Here is a 20,832-nt window from a genome sequence, read left to right as displayed (position 1 = left end):
ACCACCGAGTGAGCAGCGGAGTTGAGCATCAGAGCGACAGAGCAACCGCCATGCGGTATTCCGAGCTGACCGTCGCGAACGCAGCGGTGTGGACCGAGGTCACCGACCATTTCCTGACGGCGGAGCATCGCTACCGTGATCCGGCCAACTGGTGGGCCCGGATCACGGTGCAGGAATCCTCGGGCTACACCCTGCTGCGCGCACAGCAACGCGGCGAGCACCTGATGAATCGCAGCGGTTCACATATCCGGCGTGGCTCGACCGAGCACTGCTGGATCGTGTTCCCGCGCCGGGGCGAATACGTCATCCGGCAGCCGGATCGGCTGACCCGGGTCGCGCCGCAGCGCGGGTTCGTCCTCGAGCTGGACCGGATCTGCCGGGTGCTGCTTCCCGATTCGACGGCCTACGCGCTGCGCCTGCCCCGCGCGCAGTTCGAGCAGCGCCTGCCCGCCCGCGCCGCCGCCCGGACGGTGCTCGATATGTCCTCGGGTCTGGGCCGGGTGGTGCAGGGCATGCTCACCACCACACTTGCCGGACAATCGAATCTGACAACCCTGGAATTCGACGCCGTCTGTGACCGCATCGCCGAACTGCTGTGCCTGATGCGCGTCGGCGATGTCGGGCCGCAGCAGGCCCATGTGGCCGAAACCGTCGATGCCATCAGGGCATTCGTGCGGGCCAATATCGGGTCCGGTGACGTGCGGCTGCCCGCGGTGGCCCGGGCGCTCGGCTGGTCACCACGCCAGCTGCGCTCGGTCATGCATCAGACCGGCCTCACCTATCGGGAGCTCCGGCGTACCGAGGCACTGCGCGCCGCACGGGATCTGCTGGCGGGCGCCGACCCGCTGTCGATCGGGGAGGTGGCTGCCCGCGCCGGATTCACCAGCGCCGGATTCTCGACAGCGTTCAAATCCGAGTACGGCGAAACACCGCGGGATTTCCGGCGCCGCCGCAGATCCGCGCACTAGGCGGCTCGGTCGATACCCAGTGTCGCGATCAGATCTTCGTGCAGTTCGAACCAGATCCGATGGGCCGAATCGGATTCGGCGCCGGTGACCAGCTCGGGCCGGTCGGCTGCCTGCGCGACGGCCGCGGCGAATCGGGTGTCGTAACCGGAGAACCGGGCCAGTCGTTCGGTGAGCCGGGTGCTCAGGGGTGCCAATTCCGCTGCGAGGCTTTCCAGTTCGGCGCGGATCTGCTCATCTCGCCGGATATCGCTGTGGTCGTTGTCCCGCATGCTGCCATCGGGCAGGACCGTTAGCTGCCACGCCGTGCATGCCCGCACCACACGTGTGTTCAGCGGGAGGAATTCGCGGTAGACGGCTTCGACCGGCGTCCGGGCCCCGCATTCGGCGAGCTCGGCGGCGAGCATGCGCTCGTTCTCCGCGCGCCCGCTCTCGGTGAGCGACCACCCCGCGTCGCCCCCGAAACTGAACCGGCTGATCCAGCCGCGCTCCCGGAAATCCCGCAGGTGTGATTCGGCGAGGCCGACCGGCATGCGATATCGGTCGGCCACGACGCGCGTGTCGGCGAATCCGCCGAGGCGGATCGCGTGCAGGGTCAGCAGCGAACTTTCGGAGACGTGTGTCATCGGGACCACCGGGCCGAGTCGACGGCGTGCACCTGTCCGTGTGTCCCGTCGACCGAGATCACCTGGTGCTTCGCCACGGCCGACATGGCCCCCTTGGCGGCGACCACGGCCGGGATGCCGTACTCCCGGGCGACGATCGCGGCGTGGGCCAGTATCGATCCGGTTTCGGTCACCACCGCGGCGGCGATGCCGAACAGGGCGGTCCACGCCGGATCGGTGGTCCGGCAGACGATGACGTCGCCGGGCCGGACCGTGTCGAAATCGTCGACGCCGCGCACCAGCCGGGCCGGGCCGGTGGCGACGCCGCGGCTGGCCGGTGCGCCGGTGACGATCGGATCGGAGGGTGACACCATGCGTCAACCATAAGTTGACGATCGAGTTTCAGTCAACAGCTCGGTGGCTGGCCGCTTGCTGCCGCGGGCTTCGGGCCCGGCGGCCGGTTCGGATCCACCGGCATACTGGAGACCGTGACTTCCGAACTGACGAGCCCTTCCGGTATCGATCTGTCCCACCTGAATGACGCCGTGCGCGTACAGGACGACCTGTTCGCGCATGTCAACGGCAAATGGCTGGACACCTACGAGATCCCCGCGGACCGCTCGGTCGACGGAGCCTTTCGCGCGCTCTACGACCAGGCCGAGCTGGACGTGCAGGCGATCATCCAGAACGCCGCCACCGAAGCCGCGGCCGCCGGAACCGATGCGCGCAAGATCGGCGATCTGTTCTCCAGCTTCATGGACACCGCCGCGGTCACCGCGGCCGGGCTCGGCCCGATCGCCGAGGAGCTCGCCGCCGTGCGCGCGGTCACCGACCGCGCCGAGTTCGCGGCGCTGCTCGGCCGGTTACAACGCACCGGGATCGGCGGCGCGGTCGCGGTCTACGTCAACACCGACGACAAGAACTCCGCCCGCTACGTGACCTACACCAGCCAGTCCGGCATCGGCCTGCCCGACGAGTCCTACTACCGGCAGGACGAATTCGCCGAGATCCGCGCCAAGTACATCGACCACATCGGGCGCATGTTCGCCCTCGCGGCGGCCGACGAGCGGGTCGCCGGGCAGCTGCCCGAGGACCTGGATTCGATCGGGCAGCGGGTCTTCGAGCTGGAGCGCAAACTCGCCGCGGGGCACTGGGACGTGGTCAAACGCCGCGACGCCGAACTCAGCTACAACCTCACCACCTTCGACGAGCTCAGCGCCGCCAACCCGGAATTCGACTGGACCGCCTGGACTTCCGCGCTGAGCGAGGGCGTGGCGAAGCCGGGTCCGGAACTGTTCGCCGAGGTCGTGGTGTGCCAGCCCGAGTACCTGCGCACCTTCGCCCAGACCTGGGCCGCGGAGTCGCTCGACGACTGGCGTGCCTGGGCGGCCTGGCGGATCCTGCGGTCGCGCGCCGCCTACCTGACCGACGAACTGGTCGAGGAGAGCTTCGATTTCAACGGCCGTACCCTCTCGGGTCAGCCGGAGAACCGGGAGCGCTGGAAGCGCGGCGTCTCGCTGGTGGAGGCGCTGCTCGGCGAGGCCGTCGGCAAGCTGTATGTGGCACAGCACTTCCCGCCGGCGGCCAAGGCGCGCATGGTGGAACTGGTGGCCAATCTCCAGGAGGCCTACCGCCGCAATATCTCCCAGCTGGAGTGGATGAGCCCGGAGACCAGGAAGGCCGCGCTGACCAAGCTGGAGAAGTTCACCCCCAAGATCGGCTACCCGGACAAGTGGCGCGACTACTCCGCGGTCGAGATCGACCCGGCCGACCTGGTCGGCAACTACCGCCGCGGCTACGCCGCCGACCACGACCGCGACCTGAACAAGCTCGGCGGCCCGGTGGACCGCACCGAATGGTTCATGACCCCCCAGACGGTGAACGCCTACTACAACCCGGGCATGAACGAGATCGTCTTCCCCGCCGCGATCCTGCGACCGCCGTTCTTCGACATGAACGCCGACGACGCCGCCAACTACGGCGGGATCGGCGCGGTGATCGGGCACGAGATCGGCCACGGCTTCGACGATCAGGGCGCCAAATACGACGGCGACGGCAATATGGTCGACTGGTGGACCGATGCCGACCGGGCCGAATTCGCCAAGCGCACCAAGGCGTTGATCGAGCAGTACAACGCGCTGTCCCCGCAGGAGCTCTCCGACGACCACCGCGTCAACGGCGCGTTCACCGTCGGCGAGAACATCGGCGACCTGGGCGGATTGTCCATCGCGCTGGAGGCGTACCGCATCTCACTGGACGGCGCCGAGGCGACGGAGCTGGACGGGCTCACCGGTCTGCAACGCGTCTTCTACGGCTGGGCACAGGTGTGGCGCACCAAGGCCCGTACCGAGGAAGCGATCCGCCGCCTGTCCACCGACCCGCATTCGCCGCCGGAATTCCGCTGCAATGCCGTGGTCCGCAATGTCGACAGCTTCTACGAGGCGTTCGGCGTCGAGCCCGGTGACGCGCTGTACCTGGCACCGGCCGAGCGGGTTCGGATCTGGTAGCCGACCGGGACGGTCAGCCGGTCATCCCACCACCGCGAACCGACCGGTCCGCCCAGGTCAGGGCACCTGATGGTTACCTGTAATCGGTTGACTCACAAGCTGATTGGTCGGCACGATTACTGCCATGGAACCAGTGACGGTGATCGTGGCGGCGATCGCCGCGGGCGCGGGAGCGGGCGCGACCCAGGTCGTCTCACAGGCGATCGGTGACGCCTACACGGCCTTGAAGGATCTGCTGGGCGGGCGCTACGGCGATATCGACGTAGCGCCCGTGCAGCGCAAGCCGGAGTCGGCGGCCAAACGGGAATCGCTCGCGGAGGATCTGGCGGCGGCCGGCGCCGATCAGGACACCGAATTGCTCGACGCCGCCCGGGCGGTGATCGCCGCCGTCCGGGCGCATGCCGCCACCGTCGGCCCCGCCATCGGCGTCGACCTGCACCGCATCGAGGCGGCGGCCCTGCGGATCGGCTCGGTCGAGTCCACCGGGACCGGCGTCCGTGCTGTCGATGCGAAGATCCACGGCGAGATCGAGATACAGCGAGTGCGCGCGGGTCAGCGGGACCCGGACCCCACCCGGGCGCGTCGGTAACACCCGGAGCCGACGCGCCGGACCGTAGGCCATCGGTCCATTTCTCCGGGGTACGTGCCGGTTCGAGCATCGGGATCGACCAGCGCACGGTCTACGAGTTCCGGGCCGACCGAGATCAGATCTTCCTGCAGACGATCGCGCAGCGCGACGCCGACGAACCGTGCATGGTGTCGGTGGAACCGCTGTTCGGGCGGCTGCCCGCGATCGTCCGCGGTCGCGCCGCCCTGGTCGAAACCCTGGTGGACGCACTGGTTCTCGGCCACGCGCGAGGTCGGGTGCGGGTGCTGCACGGGCCGGGCGGCTGCGGCAAGAGCACGGTCGCACTGGAAGTCGCGCGGCAGGCGCACGAGCTCGGCATCCTGACCTGGCGGGTGGATGCCTCGACACCCTCGCAGCTGAGCCTGGGCATGCGGCAGGTGGCGATCAGTCTCGGCATCGACGACGCGAAGGTGCGGGCCGCCTGGTCCGGCCTGGCTTCCGCGCCGGATCTGCTGTGGCGCTGGCTGAACGGATCGCAGGTGCCCTGGCTGCTGGTGCTCGACCAAGCCGACCGGCCGGAACTGCTCGCCGCCCAGCACGCGGCCGTCGGCGACGGCACGGGCTGGCTGCGCGCGCCGGCCGCGCCACACGGCGCGGTCATCGTCACCAGCCGAGACGGTTCGCCCCGAACCTGGGGTCCGTGGGCAGTACGCTGTGCCATGGACGTTCTCGATCCCGCCGAAGCCGCCCGCGTCCTCCTCGATCTGGCCGGTTCCGAAGCCGGTTCGCCCGCGGATGCCCGGCGCCTGGCCGCCCGGCTCGGCTACCTGCCGCTGGCACTCACCCTGGTCGGAAACGACCTCAAGGCAACGCTTTCCGGCCCCACCTGGCCCGGGGACGAATCGCTACGCACCTTCGACGCGTACCGCCAGGCACTCGCCGAGCGGGTCGCGGTGCCGCGCTCGGCCAGCGCGGGACAGAAGCTGGTGGCAACGATCTCGGAGGTGGTATCGACCTCGCTGAGCCAGATCGCCTACCACGGCGACACGCTGGCCAGACCGCTGCTGTGGCTGCTCGCCTGTTTCAACGACGCCGTGGTCCCCGTGGAGGTGCTGCATCCGCGAAAGCTCGCCGACAGCACGCCCTTCCACGGCGCCGACGGCAACGCGGTCCGTGAGGGGCTGCTCGAACTCGCCGACCGGCACCTGATCGAGCTGCGGCGGCTCGAGCAGGCCGAGGCCCGCACCCCGGTCTTCATGGTCGATCTGCACCCGCTGATCCGCGAGGTCGGGCTGGACCAATTGCGTTCGGCCGGCCAGCTTTCCACCTACCTCGGCCTGCTGGTCGAGGTGATGGAGTACGCGGTGACCGAGGTCAGCGAGCAGGGCGAGGACGGCAGCCGCTTCGATCCGTTCGCGCACTCCACCTTCCTGCGCTGGAAGCGCATGGTCGCGCACGGTACGGCGGCGCTGCGGCTGTGCCCGGCCGCCGACGCCGACCACGACACCGTGGCCCGCGCGGCCCGCCTGGCCATCTTCAGCGCCCGCCACCTCAACGCGGCCGGGGCCTACGCGCAGGCGGTGTCCGTACTGGAGGCCTGCCACCGGATCGCGGTACGCATCCTCGGCCCCGAGCACCCGCACACCATCGATGCCCGCCATCAGCTCGGCTGGTCGCTGCGGCAGCAGGGGCGGCTCGACGCCGCCGAGGTCGTCTACCGCGAGGTGCTCGAGCTGCGCCGGCGAGTCCTCGGGCCGGAACATCCGGCCACCCTGATGGCACACCACAAGCTCGGCAACTGCTGGACCGACGCACGACGCTGGGACGAAGCCGAAGCCGCCTATGCCGAGGTGTACGCGGCGCGCTGCCGCATTCTCGGCCTCGAACACCCGGATACGCTGCGCACCCGGCACGGTCAGGCGTGGCTGCTCGAACAGCGCGGCCACCTGGCCGCGGCCGAACAGGAGTACCGCGCGGTGCTCACCGCACGCCGCCGGGTCGAAGGGATCGAACATCCGGACACCTTGCGTACCGGCCACAATCTGGCCCGGGTACTGAAGCTGCGCGGTCGGCTCGACGAGGCCGAAACCGAATACCAGCAGGTGCTCGCGTCCTACCGGCAGATGCTCGGGCCGGACAATCCGCGCAGCCTCGCCACCGCCGCCGACCTGGCCGCGCTCTACGCCGAGCAGGGCCGCGTCCACGCGGCCATCCGCCTGGGCAATCAGGTCTATCAGGCGCGGCGGCGCGTCCTCGGCGTCGAACACCCCGACACCCGCGCCGCCGAGGCCGCCGTCGCGGCGCTGACCACCGTCGATATGCCGCCCACGGTCCCCTTCGCGCTCGGCGAGCGCGAGCCCGACGACGATTGAGCGGCGCCGCCGTTCGGTATCGTGCCCGGGTCGGCAGGTGGGCGAGGAGCAGGAGATTTCGGTGACCGAGGCGGGAACGACACCGGCGGGCGGGACATCGGGGTGGCAGTTCTGGATCGACCGGGGCGGCACGTTCACCGATGTGGTGGCACGGCGACCGGACGGCGCGCTGGTCACCCACAAGCTGCTGTCGGAGAACCCGGCGCGCTACGCCGATTCGGCGGTGGCGGGAATCCGCGAGATCCTGGCCGCCGCGACCGGACGGGAGCCGACCGGCGAACTGGTCGACGCGGTACGCATGGGCACGACCGTCGCCACCAATGCGCTGCTGGAACGCAAGGGGGAACGCACGGTCCTGGTGATCACGCGCGGCTTCCGGGACGCGCTGCGGATCGCCTACCAGAACCGGCCGCGAATCTTCGCGCGGGAGATCGTGCTGCCGGAACTGTTGCACGAGCGGGTGATCGAGGTCGACGAACGGGTCGCCGCCGACGGCACGGTGCTGACCCCGCCGGATCTCGACGCGCTCGCCGAGCAGCTGCGCCAGGCCCACGCCGACGGGATTCGCGCGGTTGCCGTGGTGTGCATGCACAGCCACCTCTATCCCGAGCACGAGCAGCGGATCGGCGCGGTCGCCGAAGGGCTCGGCTTCCCCCAGATTTCGTTGTCCAGCGCGGTCAGCCCGCTGATGAAGCTGGTGCCGCGCGGCGACACCACTGTCGTCGACGCCTACCTGTCGCCGGTGCTGCGCCGCTATGTCGAGCAGGTCGCCGAGCAGCTGGCCGGGGTGCGGCTGATGTTCATGCAGTCCAACGGCGGCCTCACCGAGGCCGGGCAGTTCCGGGGCAAGGACGCGATCCTGTCCGGTCCGGCCGGCGGCATCGTCGGTATGGTGCGCATGTCGCAACTCGCCGGATTCGACCGCGTGATCGGCTTCGACATGGGCGGAACCTCCACCGACGTCTCGCATTTCGCGGGGGAGTACGAGCGCGTGTTCACCACCCAGATCGCGGGGGTGCGGCTACGGGCGCCGATGCTCGACATCCACACGGTGGCGGCGGGCGGCGGCTCGATCCTGCATTTCGACGGCAGCCGGTATCGCGTCGGCCCCGATTCGGCCGGCGCGGTCCCGGGTCCGGCCTGCTATCGCGGCGGCGGGCCGCTGACCGTCACCGACGCGAACGTGATGCTCGGACGCATCCAATCCGGGTACTTCCCTGCCGTTTTCGGCCCGGACGGGAACCAGCCCCTGGACGACGCGCTGGTGCGTGACCGGTTCACCGAACTCGCCGCGCGGATCGGCGACGACCGCACCCCGGAACAGGTCGCCGAGGGGTACCTGCGGATCGCGGTCGCCAATATCGCGGCGGCGATCAAACGGATCTCGGTGCAGAAGGGTCACGATGTCACCCGGTACGCGCTGACCACCTTCGGCGGCGCGGGCGGCCAGCTCGCCTGTGCCGTAGCCGATTCCCTCGGCATCCGCACAGTGCTGGTCCCGCCGCTGGCCGGTGTGCTGTCCGCGCTCGGCATCGGGCTGGCCGACACCACCGCCATGCGCGAGCAGTCGGTCGAACTGCCGTTGGATGCCGCGTCCATGCCGCGGGTCACCGAGATCGCCGATGGACTCGAAGCCGCGGCGCGCGCCGAACTCAGCGCCGAAGGCGTTCCGGAACAACGTGTTCGGGTGACGCGGCGCGCGCAACTGCGCTACGACGGCACCGATACCGCGATCTCGGTACCGTTCACCGAACCGGACACCATGGCCGGAGAGTTCGAAACCCGGCATCGCGGCACCTATTCGTTCACCCTGGACCGCCCGATCGTGGTGGAGGCGCTCTCGATCGAGGCGACCGGCGTCACCGAAGCACCCGAGCTGTCCGGGCTGGTGCCTCGTACCGTCGCCGCCGGGCCGGAGTCCGTGCGGCTGCACACCGGCGGCGCCTGGCGCACGGTATCCCTGTACCGCCGTGCGGAATTGACGCCCGGCGCGGCGGTGGCCGGCCCCGCGGTGATCTCCGAGGCGAACTCCACCACCGTGGTCGACGACGGCTGGCAGGCCACCGTGTCCGATATCGGACACCTTGTCCTGGAACGTGTTGCCGCCGCACTGGAGCCGGACGCGGGCACGGCCGCGGACCCGGTGCTGCTGGAAGTCTTCAACAACCTGTTCATGTCGATCGCCGAGCAGATGGGCGCGCGCCTGGAATCCACCTCCCAGTCGGTGAACATCAAAGAGCGGCTGGACTTCTCGTGCGCGCTGTTCGACCCCGACGGCAACCTGGTCGCCAACGCGCCGCACATCCCGGTGCACCTGGGCTCGATGGGCACCAGCGTGAAAGAGGTGATCCGGCGGCGCACCGGCACACACGCCATGCGACCGGGCGACACCTACGCCGTCAACGATCCCTACCACGGCGGCACCCACCTGCCCGATGTCACCGTGATCACGCCCGTCTTCGACGACGCCGGCACCCACATCCTGTTCTATGTCGCCTCGCGCGGACATCACGCCGAGATCGGTGGCATCGCACCCGGTTCCATGCCCGCGAACAGCCGCCGGATCGAGGAGGAGGGCGTCGTCTTCGACAACTGGCTGCTGGTCGAGAACGGCCGCTTCCGGGAAGCCGAAACCCATCGGCTGCTCACCGGGGCGGCCTACCCGTCCCGCAATCCGGCCACCAACCTCGCGGACCTGCGCGCGCAGATCGCGGCCAACGCCAAGGGCGTCGAAGAGGTCGCCAAGATGATCGAGCACTTCGGGCTCGACGTGGTCCAGGCCTATATGCGCCACGTACAGGACAATGCCGAGGAAGCGGTGCGCCGCGTCATCGACGCGCTCGACGACGGCGAATACGCTTACGAGACCGATCTCGGCGCCGTCATCCGGGTACGGATCACGGTGGATCGCGAGAATCGGTCCGCCACCATCGATTTCACCGGCACCTCCGATCAGCTGGACCGCAACTTCAATGCGCCGTACGCGGTGGTGAACGCGGCGGTGCTGTATGTCTTCCGCACGCTGGTCGCCGACGACATCCCGCTCAACGACGGCTGCCTGCGGCCGCTGCGCATCGTGGTGCCCGCCGGTTCCATGCTCGCCCCCGAGCCGCCGGCCGCGGTGGTCGCGGGCAATGTCGAGACCTCCCAGGCGATCACGGGCGCGCTGTACGCCGCGCTGGGGGTCCAGGCCGAAGGCGCGGGCACGATGAACAACGTGACCTTCGGCAACGACCGCTGCCAGTACTACGAGACCATCGGCTCCGGATCGGGCGCGGGCGACGGCTTCGACGGCGCGTCGGTGGTGCAGACGCATATGACCAACTCCCGGCTCACCGACCCCGAGGTGCTGGAGTGGCGACTGCCGGTGCTGCTCGAGGAATTCTCGGTACGGACCGGCAGCGGCGGCGACGGACACTGGCGCGGCGGCGACGGCGGGGTGCGCCGGATCCGATTCACCGAGGCGGTCACCGTCTCGACCCTGTCGAGTCATCGGCGCGTGCCGCCCTACGGCATGGCGGGCGGCGCACCGGGGGCGCTGGGCGTCAACCGGGTGGAACGGGCCGACGGGACCGTGCAGCCGTTGACGGGCGCGGACTCGGCCGACCTCGGCCCCGGCGACGTGCTGGTCATCGAGACCCCCGGCGGCGGCGGTTACGGCAGCTGATCGACCGGCCACCGGCGCCCGGTACGCTCGGAGCAATCATGGCCGCGTATTTCGATCCGAAGTCATGGTCGCCGCTTCGGGCGGTCGAGGCAATGGCCGACCTGGGCGCGGGCACCGTCACCGCGCTGCTGCCGGACGTGCTGATGACCATGCTCAGCGAAGGCATCCTGAGCCGATTCGGCGGCCAGGAGATCACCGCCACCCTGCTCGGCCACGACCTGCACGCCACCCTCCAGGTACTCAAGGTCCGCCGCCGCGGCGCGCATTTCCAGACCAAGACCGTGCTGTCCCGCATGCTCTGGGACAGTCACACCATCGAATCGGTCACCCTGATCGCGCACGGCGTTCGGCTGATTCCGGGCGTGCCGACCAAGCTCCGCGCCCAGCGTTTCGACCTGAACGGCACCGTCACCACCACCGCCCTGGTCGGCTGGCTCAACGAACGCGGCCTGGAGTGGGAACTGAGCGTGCACGAGAGCGGCCTGATCCAGGCTCGACATCGCACCCGCAAACTCACCGTCCTGGCCGACGCGAGCGTCACGGACAACCTGCTCAGCCTGACGATCGACAAAGCCAGCTGGTGGGGAATGCGCCTGCCGCGCAAGCTGATCACCGCACCCGCGGTATTGCTGGACGGCCTGCCGAATCAGGCCCGGATCAACTCGGCCACGCGCGAGGGCGACCTGGTCCGCTTCCGCGTCGAACTACCCGAGATGTCCGGCTCGTTCGATCTCGCGCAGATCCGCTCGGCCATTGTCACCGGCACCACCCTGATCATCTTCTGATCAGTTCTGGGTCTTCCACCACTCGAGCAGCGCCGCCTCGGCTTCGTCGCGGGTCATCGGGCCACGATCCAACCGCAGCTCCTTCAGATACGACCACGCCTTACCGACCTGCGGCCCCGGCCGCAGCCCGAGCAGCTCCATGATCGCGTTGCCGTCCAGGTCGGGCCGGACCTTCGCCAGATCCTCGGCCTGCTGGATCCGTTCGATCCGAGCTTCCAGATCGTCGTAGGTGGCGCGCAGCGCGGCGGCCCGCCGCTTGTTGCGCGTGGTGCAGTCGGCGCGCACCAGCTTGTGCAGCCGGGGGAGCAGATCGTCGGCGTCGGTGACATAGCGGCGCACCGCCGAATCCGTCCACTGGCCCTTGCCGTAGCCGTGGAACCGCAGGTGCAGGAACACCAGCCGGGCCACGTCCTCGGTGAACTGCTTCGGATACTTCAGTGCCCGCATCCGCTTGCGCACCATCTTCGCCCCGACCACCTCGTGGTGATGGAAGCTGACGCCGCCGCCGGCCTCGTTGCGCTTGGTGTCCGGCTTGCCGATGTCGTGCAGCAGCGCGGCCCAGCGCAGCACCAGGTCCGGATCGCCCTCCTCCAGATCGATCGCCTGCTGCAATACGGTCAGCGAATGCCAGTACACATCCTTGTGCTGGTGGTGCTCGTCGATCTCCAGCTTCATCGCGGGCACCTCGGGCAGCACCCGCTGCGCCAGCCCGGTCTCGCACATGATGTTGATGCCGTCGATCGGATGTTGCGCGCCGATCAGCTTGTCCAGCTCGGCGCGCACCCGCTCCGCGGTGATCCGATCGATCTGCGCGGCCATCGCCGTGGCCGCCGCGCGCACCCGAGGATGCAGGTCGAACCCGAGCTGCGCGACGAACCGCGCGGCCCGCAGCATGCGCAGCGGATCGTCGTCGAACGAATCCTCGGGCGCCGCAGGCGTATCCAGCACGCCCGCGAGCAGGTCGGACATGCCGTCGAGCGGATCGACGAACTCCAATGTCCCGTCGGCCAGGATCCGCACCGCCATGGCGTTGACCCGGAAATCCCGGCGCACCAGATCGGCCTCGAGCGTGTCGCCGAAGGTCACCTGGGGGTTGCGCGAGACCCGGTCGTAGCTGTCGCTGCGGAACGTGGTGATCTCCAACTGCTGGCCCGCCTTGGCCGCGCTCACCGTCCCGAACACGAGCCCGCCGGTATCCCACAGATGATCGGCCCATCCGCGCAGCAGATCCTGCACCACCTCGGGCCGGGCGTCGGTGGTGAAGTCCAGATCGGTGCCCAGCCGCCCCAGCACCGCGTCGCGCACGCTGCCGCCGACCAGATAGAGCTGATGACCGCGCGCCGCGAACAGCTCGCCCAGCGGCGTCAGCACATCCGACAACCCGCCCAGGGTGACCGCGGCGGCGGCCAGCAAACGGGTACGTCGATCCAGTGCTGCATCCTCGGACTTGGGCGAAACCACGAAACGGCAGCTTACCGACCAGCGCCACCAGGACCTAAGCGCGCGGATGCCCGCCGCCGAGTCCGGTGGTCCGGCGGCCACCATCTAAGCTTGCTTGGTGTCTCCGGCCGATCGTGCGAACAGTCGACGCCGCCAGCCTCGGCGCCGCGGTTCGGCCCCCAACGCCGCGCCGAAACCGCGCATGCGCACCGTGCGGGAAACCTCCGCCGGTGGTCTGGTGGTCGACGGGCTCGACGGGCCCGGCGAAAAGCGCTGTGCCGCACTGATCGGCCGCACCGATCGCCGGGGCCGGCTGCTGTGGTCGCTGCCCAAGGGCCATATCGAGGCGGGGGAGACGCCCGAGCAGACCGCGATCCGCGAGGTGGCCGAGGAGACGGGCATCCAGGGTGTCGTGGTCGCCGAACTGGGCAGTATCGATTACTGGTTCGTGACCGAGGGTCGCCGGGTACACAAGACCGTGCATCATTATCTCCTGCGATCGGTCGGCGGTGAGTTGTCCGACGCCGATGTGGAAGTCACCCAGGTCGACTGGGTTCCGTTGAGCGAACTGGGTTCCCGGCTCGCCTATGCCGACGAGCGGCGGTTGGCTGAGGTCGCGAACAAACTGATCGACCGGATGGAGACCGGCAAGCAATGATTCAGGGGTTCCCGCATCGCGAAGCGATTCCGTGGGAGGTGGCGGTCGGGCGACGGGCGGGCCTGGTACGGATTGTCGTGGCGGTCCTGATCCTGATCGGTTCGGTATTCGCGACACCGGTGCTCGCGAACGCACAGCCGAGCGGGTCGAACAATGCCTCCACCCCGAAATTCCTGAAGCTGTCGCTGGATTCGGTGTCGCCGTCCACGGTGACCACCACCAGCGATCCCCGGCTGACCGTGTCGGGCACCGTCACCAATATCGGCGACCGGGTGGTCGAGGACATCAGCGTCCGCATCCAGCGCGCCGCCGCGGTGACCACACCCAGCGATCTGCGCTACGCGCTGCGCCTGGACCAGATCAACTACGAGGTCACCGGCCCGTTCGAGGACGTGGCCGAACGGCTGAGTCCCGGTCAGCGCAAACAGTTCACGCTGAGCATCGCGCTGCGCGGCAGCGAAGCGGACTCGCTCGGCCTGACCCAGGCCGGGGTCTATCCGCTGCTGCTGAACGTCAACGGGGAACCGGCCTACGGCAGCCAGGCCCGCCTGGACGACGCCCGTTTTCTGCTGCCGGTGCTGGGTCTGCCGCCCGCCGACGGCGAGCCCGCCGCGCCCGCACCGGCCGACGTGCCGGTGGCCACCACCTTGATCTGGCCGCTGGCCGACCGTCCCCGCCTGGTCGGCGGTCAGCCCGGCGCGGTGAACCGCACGGCCGAACTGACCGATGACGAACTCGCCGCCTCGCTCGCCCGGGGCGGTCGCCTCGACCAGTTGCTGGCCGCGTTGGAGAACGCGATCGGCAACAGCGGCCGCACCGGCCCGGCCGCGGCGATCTGTGTGGCCGTCGACCCGGACCTGCTGCTCACCGCGCAGGCCATGACCAAGGGCTACCGGGTATTGGCCAGCCCGTCGGATCCGGGCGGGCAGACCCGCGCGGGCTCCGGCGCCGAGGCCGCGCAGGCATGGCTGGACCGGCTGCGCACGGTCGCCGCCTCGGTGTGCACGGTGGCCCTGCCGTTCGGCCAGGTCGACGTGTCCGCGCTGGCCGCGGTGAACGATCCGGACCTGTCCGCGCGCGCCTTGCGCGCGCCCGCCGAGATCGTCGACTCCATCCTGACCACCAAATCCGTGCGCGGGGTGAGCCTGCCCGATTCCGGCAGCATCGACAACGCTGCCGGAACCCTGTTGCGCGGCCACGGCTTCCGCACCGCTGTCCTCGCCGACACCGCCGCGGTGCCGGTCGGCACGGCCGGCACCAGCGACCTGCCCGACGCCGCGACCGACCGCGGCGGACCACTGCCCGAACCCGCCGCACCCGACCTGGTCCGGGTGCCCGGCATCACCGCGCCGGACACCGGTCCGCCCGATACCGAAGTGGCCGAATCGAGCCCGACCACCACCAGCCCCCCGGCCTCGACCTCCGCCGCACCCAGCACCACGCCGAGTACCCCCTCGAAACCGGTGACACCCGTGGATCCCGCCCTGCGGGTCGCCCCCTTCGATATCTGGTCGGCCACCGCGCTCGCCGCGGTCGGCTCGAATCCGCCGACCCCGTCCTACACACCGAGCCGGGTCCGCTACGACGTCACCATCGACTCCCGCATCGCCCGGCTCCAGGACGCGATCGGCGCGGTCTCCTGGACAGCGCTGAATCCGCTGGCCGGACGCCCGCGTTCACAACTGCTCATGCCGCCGCAGCAGTGGGGCGCGAACAAGGACGAGGCCACCGCCCTGCTCAAACAGCTGGACCTGCTGATCCGCAACAATCTCGCGACGCCGCGCCCGTTCACCGAACTGCTCGCCGGACAGCCCGATCCCGCGCCCTACGAACTGGACTACCTCGGGCAAGCCGCCCGCGACGCGGTACCCAGCCGTTTCGTGCCGCCCGCCCGCGACCAGTCCGCGCGAATCACCGACCTGCTGGACGCGCTGGTCGAGGTGCCCGAAGCCGAGCCGACGCCACGGGAATTCCTCGACCCGCTGCGCGATGATCTGATCCGGGTACTCAGTCTTTCGGACCGCCGCACCGGAAACGCCACCCAGCCCGACACCTTCGCGCAGCGGCGAGTCGACCAGAACACCACCGCCGTGGACAAGCTCTACAACTCGGTGACGGTGCTGCCGCCGGGCGGCCTCTACACCCTGGCCTCCGAACAGAGCCCACTGCTGCTGGTGGCCCGCAACGATCTGCCCGTCAGCGTCCGGGTCCGGTTCCGGATCGAAGCCCCCAGCGAGACGAAGATCACCGATATCGGTGAACAGGCGTTGCCGCCCAACGCCTCCCGGTCATTCCAGATCCCGGCCGAGATCGACGACAGCCGTTACCTGGTCATTCCCATCTCCCTTACCACAGCCGAAGGCATACCTCTCGGTCATCCGACCTCGGTCTCGGTCCGCTCGAACGCCTACGGCCAGACGTTGGCGATAATGACCGGATGCGCTGGATTGCTGTTGTTCCTGTTGGCCGGGCGCCGGTTGTGGCACCGGTTCCGGGGACAACCCGACCCGGCCGACGAGGGGTTCGATCCGAAGACCCGGCGTCGCGTCAACCGCTATCTGCGGGCACGGAAACGAGCGCTGCGTGAGGAGAGTTGAGCGGACCGCACTGAGCGGTGTGCACAATGGGGGAGAGCTCGAACGGCGAAACGCCGGGTGGCGGGCACGCCGGGTGCGTAGGTCCGGCGCGGTACAGGAGGCATGATGAGCGACGATGAATTGTCCGCTCATCCCGCTGGACCCGACGACAGACCCGACGGGACAAACGCCCGCCGGGCGCCCGCGGCACCCTGGGAGCGCCGACTACCACCGCCCGAGCGAGAAGAGCCGGGCATGACCCACCGCGATCCACACGGTGGACCGCAGCGTCCACCCCAGGTCAGCCGGCCCGGCGGCCCGCCGCAGCAACCCGGCAGACCGGTGCCGCCCCCGCCCGGCCGGAGCGAACCACGTCAGCCGGGGTCGCGCCCGCATCCCGGCCAGCAGTCCTACCCCCCGCAGGAACGCCGGCAGCCCCCGCCCGGACGGCCCCGGCCGCCGATACCGCCCGGTCAGCCCGGGCGGGCGCCCGGCGGTCAAGCACAGCCCGGGCAGGGTCGCCCAGGGCGTCCGCGATCCGGACAACCGCAGCCAGGTCAACCGCAGCCAGGTCAACCGCAGGCCGGTCAACCGCAGCCGGGACGTCCGCAGGCCGGTCAACCGCAGCCGGGACGTCCGCGGGCCGGTCAGCCGCGACCGGATCGACCACGGTCGGGGCAGCCGCGTCCACCTGCCAAGCGGGTCGCCGCACCGCCGAATTACCCGCCACCGCAGCCCAACCCGGCACCCGCGCATCCGGCCGCGCAACAGCGCCGGCCCGAGCGGGCCCGGCCGGAGCGGCGGACCAATACGCAGGAGTGGCCGACCACCACCAAGGAACCCGAGCAGCCCGAATCGAAGGAGAGCGCGGGCGGACGGTTGCTGCGCAGCTCCGGTTCGATGGCGGTCGCGACGCTGATCAGCCGGATCACCGGCTTCGGCAAGGTGCTCATGCTCGCGGCCGTGCTCGGCCCGGAGATCGCGTCGGCGTTCACCTCCGCCAGCCTGATCCCGAACATGATCGCCGAACTGGTGCTGGGTGCCGTGCTCGGCGCGATCGTGGTGCCGACGCTGGTGCGCGCCGAACAGGAGGACCCGGACCGCGGCGCGGCCTTCACCCGGCGACTGATCACGGCGGCCTTCGCAGTCCTGCTCACCGCCACGGTGCTCACCACCGCGCTGGCCCCGATCCTGGCGACCCACGTCTTCGTCGACGCCGACGGCAAGGTCAACACGGCGCTCACCACCGCGCTGACCTTCCTGCTGCTCCCGGCGATTCTGTTCTACGGCATGTCCGCCCTGCTCACAGCGATCCTCAATACGCGGGAAAACTTCAAACCCGGTGCCTGGGCACCGGTCCTGAACAACCTGGTGGTCCTCGCGGTCCTCGGGCTCTACGCGCTCACCCCCGGCGAGATCACGCTCGATCCGGTCCACATGAGCGACCCGAAACTGCTGGTCCTCGGCATCGGTGTCACGCTCGGCGTGGTGGTACAGGCGCTGAGCCTGCTGCCCGCGATCCGGCGCGAGGGCATCGACCTGCGCCCGCTGTGGGGCCTGGACGAGCGGCTGCGGCAATTCGGCACCATGGGCGCCGCGATCATCCTGTACGTGGCGATCAGCCAGGTCGGCATGATCTTCGCCAACCACGTCTCCTCGCAGGCCGACGCCGCGGGCCCGGCCATCTACTCCTACACCTGGCTGCTGCTGCAACTGCCCTACGGCGTTCTGGTGGTCACGCTGCTGACCGCGATCATGCCGCGGCTGAGCCGCAATGCCGCCGCCGACGACACCCCGGCCGTGGTCGACGACCTGTCGGTCGCCACCCGGTTGAGCATGATCGCGCTGGTACCGGTCGTCACCTTCTTCACACTGGCGGGACCGCAGATCGGCGAGGCGCTGTTCGGGTACGCCCGCTTCTCCGGCGACGCCGAGCGGCTCGGCCAGGCCCTGGCCTGGTCGGCGTTCACGCTGATCCCGTACTCGCTGGTGCTGATCCATCTGCGCGTCTTCTACGCCCGGCACCAAGCCTGGACCCCGACCTGGATCATCCTGGGCATCACTGGTGTCAAGATCGCGCTCTCGGCGCTGGCTCCGCTGCTCGCACAGACACCCGAGCAGGTCGTGATCGTGCTCGGCGCGGTCAATGGGATCAGCTTCGCCGTCGGTGCCGGCATCGGCGGCTTCCTGCTGCACCGCAGCCTCGGCGATCTGCGCATGGCCAATGTCGGCCGGACCATCACCCGCGTGGTGCTGGCCTCGATCGCGGGCGGCGCGGTGATGCTCATCGTCGACACGGTGCTCGGACTGGACCGACTTTCGGACGCACTCGGCGGACCCGGCTCGCTCATCCGGGTGGCGATCGATGGGGTCGTGCTGCTCACCGTGGCGTTCGGCCTGATGCGACTCGCCGGTGTTCCTGAAATTGTTGCAATTACGGTCGCGATTTCCCGGCGGCTCGGAATCACGCCGCCCGCACCGGATCTCGATCTCGAGGCCCCGGTCGAGGACGAATACACCACACAGGTGTTCCGGCGGCCGGATCCCTACGGCTACTCCGGTTTCGACCCGTATATGGACGCACAGACCATGGTGTTGCCCGTCATTCGTGACGTAGCCGTTGACCGCACCGGGCGGGTTGAGTTCCCGTACCCTGTTCGGCAGACAAGCACAAGTGGCGAATTCGCCGGCACCTCGACAGATCAGGGCGAAGGAGGACCGAGGGTGAGCGACGACGCGGCGGTGGGCGGCGTCCCGTCCGCCGATCCATCTGCGACCACAGCCGGCGGTTTGGAGACCGACATCGAACCACCCACTCCGGATCAGGGGCGACGCGACAGCGAAGGCCCCGCGCGCGATCCGATGTACGACACCGGGATGATCCCGATCCCGCCGTTGCAGGCGCCGCCGCCGGACCAGGGCCGCCGCGGCCCGGGCCCACGTGGGCCCAAGCTGCTGGCGGGCGCGTCCGTGGCCGGTGGCCGTTACCGGCTGCTCGCGCCGCACGGCGGCGCCCGCGGTCTGCGGTTCTGGCAGGCCCTGGACATCAAGCTCGACCGCGAGGTCGCCCTCACCTTCGTCGACGCCGATCAGAAGTCGGCCGACAACTCCGGGCATGACGGCCCGCAGGCCATCCTGTCGCGCACGCTGCGCCTGGGCCGGATCAATTCGCCCGGTCTGGCCCGCGTGCTCGACGTGGTGCGCGGCAGTTCCGGCGGCATCGTGGTCGCCGAGTGGACGCCGGGCCGTTCGCTGCGCGAGATGGCCGAGACCGTGCCCTCGCCGATCGGCGCCGCGCGCGCTATCCGCGCGCTGGCCTCGGCGGCCGAGCTGGCGCACCGCGGTGGCGGTTCGCTGTCCATCGATCATCCGGATCGGGTGCGGATCAGCGCTTCCGGCGATGCCGTGCTCGCTTTCCCGGGCACCCTGTCCGATTCCGACGCTCAGTCCGACGTGCGCGGGCTCGGAGCCATGCTCTACGCGCTGATCACCGCGCGCTGGCCGATCCGCACGGGCGGTATGGCGGGCACCGCGGCGACGGTCGGCGGACTGCGCCTGGCCGATTTCGGTCCCGACGGAACCCCGGTGGAGCCGCGTCAGATCCGGCCCGAGGTGCCCTTCGAGATCTCCGCGGTCGCCGTGCGCTCGCTGGAGTCGAACAAGGGCGTGCGCACCGCGGCCACCGTCCAGCACGTGCTGGAGCAGGCGTCGGTGGTCGACCAGAAGACCGATTTCATCCCGGTGCTCAGATTGGGGCAACGCCAGAACGCCGCCTCGGCGGCCGCCATCGATGAATCGCTGGCCGATCCGGAGCTGCTCGCACAGGAGCGCGAACGGTCCCAGCGGATGATGTGGATCATGGTCGGGCTGGGCATTCTGGCCGCGCTGGTGGTCGGCGTCGTGATCTGGTGGATGGTCAGTTTCTTCGCACCGTCCGCGTCCGAGCAGCCGCTCAACGAGCAGCGCAATATCGGCCTGACCACCGAGGCGACCGCCCCGCCGACGGCCGCGCCCAGCGCGGAGGCGACACCGAGCGCTGCCGAACCCGCCGGGGTCCCGGTGCCGGTGGCCAAGGTCGAGGTGTTCTCGCCCGAGGGCACCCCGGACAACGCGGGCACGGTCAACGCGGTGCTGGACCACAATCCCGGCACCGTGTGGAAGACAGATCAGTACTTCCAGCAGTTCCCCGCCCTGAAGAAGGGCATCGGGCTGCTGGCGACGCTACCGAGCCCGGCGAAGCTGACCACCGTGTCGATCACCTCGCCCAGCCCGGGCACCTCGGTCGAGATAAGAACCTCGCCCACCGATGCTCCGACACTGGATCAGACCCAGCTGATCGGCTCGGCGCGACTAGGGGAGGGCGTCACCGAGATCTCGGTGCGCGCCGACCAACCCGCCCGCTATGTGCTCGTCTGGATCACCGGACTCGGTAATTCCGGTGGTCAGTTCCAAACCGCTATCGCCGATCTCCGTTTCGACGCCGCCAAGTAGACAGGTCTCGAAGCCTCCGGCACGTGTCCATTCCGTGCCACTCCTGCGCGTGTCCATCCCGCGCCATTCGCTCGACTCCGCCAAAACCGCAGTGCGCCAGGCTGTCCCGGCTGTCTGCGACGGCACGCTCGCCGGTTATGATCGCTACGCGCTCTCTGGTGGGAGCTTCCCGGGATACAGTGTCTCGAATCCTGGATG

12 protein-coding genes are annotated in these 20,832 nt (G+C 69.6%); 9 read left to right on the top strand and 3 right to left on the bottom strand.

Going from position 1 to position 20,832, the window contains the following annotated elements; translation table 11 throughout:
- Positions 1-50: 50 nt before the first annotated feature.
- Positions 51-968 carry a helix-turn-helix domain-containing protein gene (locus tag ACFVMC_RS06255; RefSeq protein ID WP_379207350.1) on the top strand — a complete coding sequence of 306 codons (918 nt, stop codon included), beginning with the start codon at positions 51-53 and terminating at the stop codon, positions 966-968.
- On the opposite strand, the gene ACFVMC_RS06250 is transcribed toward ACFVMC_RS06255, so the two are convergent.
- Both ACFVMC_RS06250 and ACFVMC_RS06245 read right to left on the bottom strand, forming a co-directional pair.
- Positions 965-1,591: a hypothetical protein gene (locus tag ACFVMC_RS06250; RefSeq protein ID WP_379207349.1), complete on the bottom strand. Its 627-nt coding sequence runs from the start codon at positions 1,589-1,591 to the stop codon at positions 965-967. The two genes, ACFVMC_RS06255 and ACFVMC_RS06250, sit on opposite strands and share 4 nt — an antisense overlap.
- Positions 1,588-1,944, bottom strand: coding sequence for a PEP-utilizing enzyme (locus ACFVMC_RS06245; protein WP_379207347.1), 357 nt, complete (start codon positions 1,942-1,944; stop codon positions 1,588-1,590). Before ACFVMC_RS06245 ends, ACFVMC_RS06250 begins: the two co-directional genes overlap by 4 nt.
- A gap of 114 nt (positions 1,945-2,058) precedes the next feature.
- On the opposite strand from ACFVMC_RS06245, the gene ACFVMC_RS06240 reads away from it, so the two are divergent.
- The 5 genes from ACFVMC_RS06240 (at position 2,059) to ACFVMC_RS06220 (ending at position 11,469) form a co-directional block, all read left to right on the top strand.
- The gene (locus tag ACFVMC_RS06240; RefSeq protein ID WP_379207345.1) at positions 2,059-4,077 is read left to right on the top strand and encodes a M13 family metallopeptidase; all 2,019 of its coding nucleotides are present in this window, start codon (positions 2,059-2,061) and stop codon (positions 4,075-4,077) included.
- Between the two features lie 124 nt (positions 4,078-4,201).
- Positions 4,202-4,666: a hypothetical protein gene (locus tag ACFVMC_RS06235; protein WP_379207344.1), complete on the top strand. Its 465-nt coding sequence runs from the start codon at positions 4,202-4,204 to the stop codon at positions 4,664-4,666.
- Positions 4,667-4,830: 164 nt separating this feature from the next.
- Positions 4,831-7,017, top strand: a complete 2,187-nt coding sequence (locus ACFVMC_RS06230; RefSeq protein ID WP_379207343.1) for a tetratricopeptide repeat protein — start codon at positions 4,831-4,833, stop codon at positions 7,015-7,017.
- Positions 7,018-7,078: 61 nt separating this feature from the next.
- Entirely contained in the window at positions 7,079-10,684 is a 3,606-nt protein-coding gene (locus ACFVMC_RS06225; protein ID WP_379207341.1) for a hydantoinase B/oxoprolinase family protein, read from the top strand.
- Between the two features lie 38 nt (positions 10,685-10,722).
- Complete coding sequence (locus ACFVMC_RS06220) at positions 10,723-11,469, top strand: hypothetical protein (protein ID WP_379207340.1); 747 nt, start codon at positions 10,723-10,725, stop codon at positions 11,467-11,469.
- Here ACFVMC_RS06220 and ACFVMC_RS06215 read toward each other — a convergent pair whose 3' ends face one another.
- The gene (locus ACFVMC_RS06215) at positions 11,470-12,930 is read right to left on the bottom strand and encodes a CCA tRNA nucleotidyltransferase (RefSeq protein ID WP_379207339.1); all 1,461 of its coding nucleotides are present in this window, start codon (positions 12,928-12,930) and stop codon (positions 11,470-11,472) included.
- 97 nt (positions 12,931-13,027) lie between these two features.
- Here ACFVMC_RS06215 and ACFVMC_RS06210 point away from each other — a divergent pair, with 97 nt between their 5' ends.
- The 3 genes from ACFVMC_RS06210 to ACFVMC_RS06200 all read left to right on the top strand — a co-directional run bounded on the left by ACFVMC_RS06210 (position 13,028) and on the right by ACFVMC_RS06200 (position 20,634).
- Entirely contained in the window at positions 13,028-13,567 is a 540-nt protein-coding gene (locus ACFVMC_RS06210; RefSeq protein WP_379207337.1) for an NUDIX hydrolase, read from the top strand.
- The gene (locus ACFVMC_RS06205) at positions 13,564-16,164 is read left to right on the top strand and encodes a DUF6049 family protein (protein WP_379207335.1); all 2,601 of its coding nucleotides are present in this window, start codon (positions 13,564-13,566) and stop codon (positions 16,162-16,164) included. The genes ACFVMC_RS06210 and ACFVMC_RS06205 overlap by 4 nt, the downstream gene beginning before the upstream one ends.
- Before the next feature lie 234 nt (positions 16,165-16,398).
- Complete coding sequence (locus ACFVMC_RS06200; protein WP_379207333.1) at positions 16,399-20,634, top strand: murein biosynthesis integral membrane protein MurJ; 4,236 nt, start codon at positions 16,399-16,401, stop codon at positions 20,632-20,634.
- The last annotated feature ends 198 nt before the right edge of the window (positions 20,635-20,832 follow it).

The sequence above is a fragment of the Nocardia sp. NPDC127579 genome (genome assembly GCF_042672005.1).
Lineage (GTDB): Bacteria > Actinomycetota > Actinomycetes > Mycobacteriales > Mycobacteriaceae > Nocardia.
This window is presented reverse-complemented; position numbering and strand designations above follow the sequence as displayed.

Bases quoted from the DNA above. Each gene is read 5' to 3' on its own strand.
- ACFVMC_RS06245 (WP_379207347.1), bottom strand. From the start codon at position 1,944: ATGGTGTCACCCTCCGATCCGATCGTCACCGGCGCACCGGCCAGCCGC.
- ACFVMC_RS06205 (WP_379207335.1), top strand. From the start codon at position 13,564: ATGATTCAGGGGTTCCCGCATCGCGAAGCGATTCCGTGGGAGGTGGCG.
- ACFVMC_RS06255 (WP_379207350.1), top strand. From the start codon at position 51: ATGCGGTATTCCGAGCTGACCGTCGCGAACGCAGCGGTGTGGACCGAG.
- ACFVMC_RS06230 (WP_379207343.1), top strand. From the start codon at position 4,831: ATGGTGTCGGTGGAACCGCTGTTCGGGCGGCTGCCCGCGATCGTCCGC.
- ACFVMC_RS06250 (WP_379207349.1), bottom strand. From the start codon at position 1,591: ATGACACACGTCTCCGAAAGTTCGCTGCTGACCCTGCACGCGATCCGC.
- ACFVMC_RS06200 (WP_379207333.1), top strand. From the start codon at position 16,399: ATGACCCACCGCGATCCACACGGTGGACCGCAGCGTCCACCCCAGGTC.
- ACFVMC_RS06220 (WP_379207340.1), top strand. From the start codon at position 10,723: ATGGCCGCGTATTTCGATCCGAAGTCATGGTCGCCGCTTCGGGCGGTC.
- ACFVMC_RS06235 (WP_379207344.1), top strand. From the start codon at position 4,202: ATGGAACCAGTGACGGTGATCGTGGCGGCGATCGCCGCGGGCGCGGGA.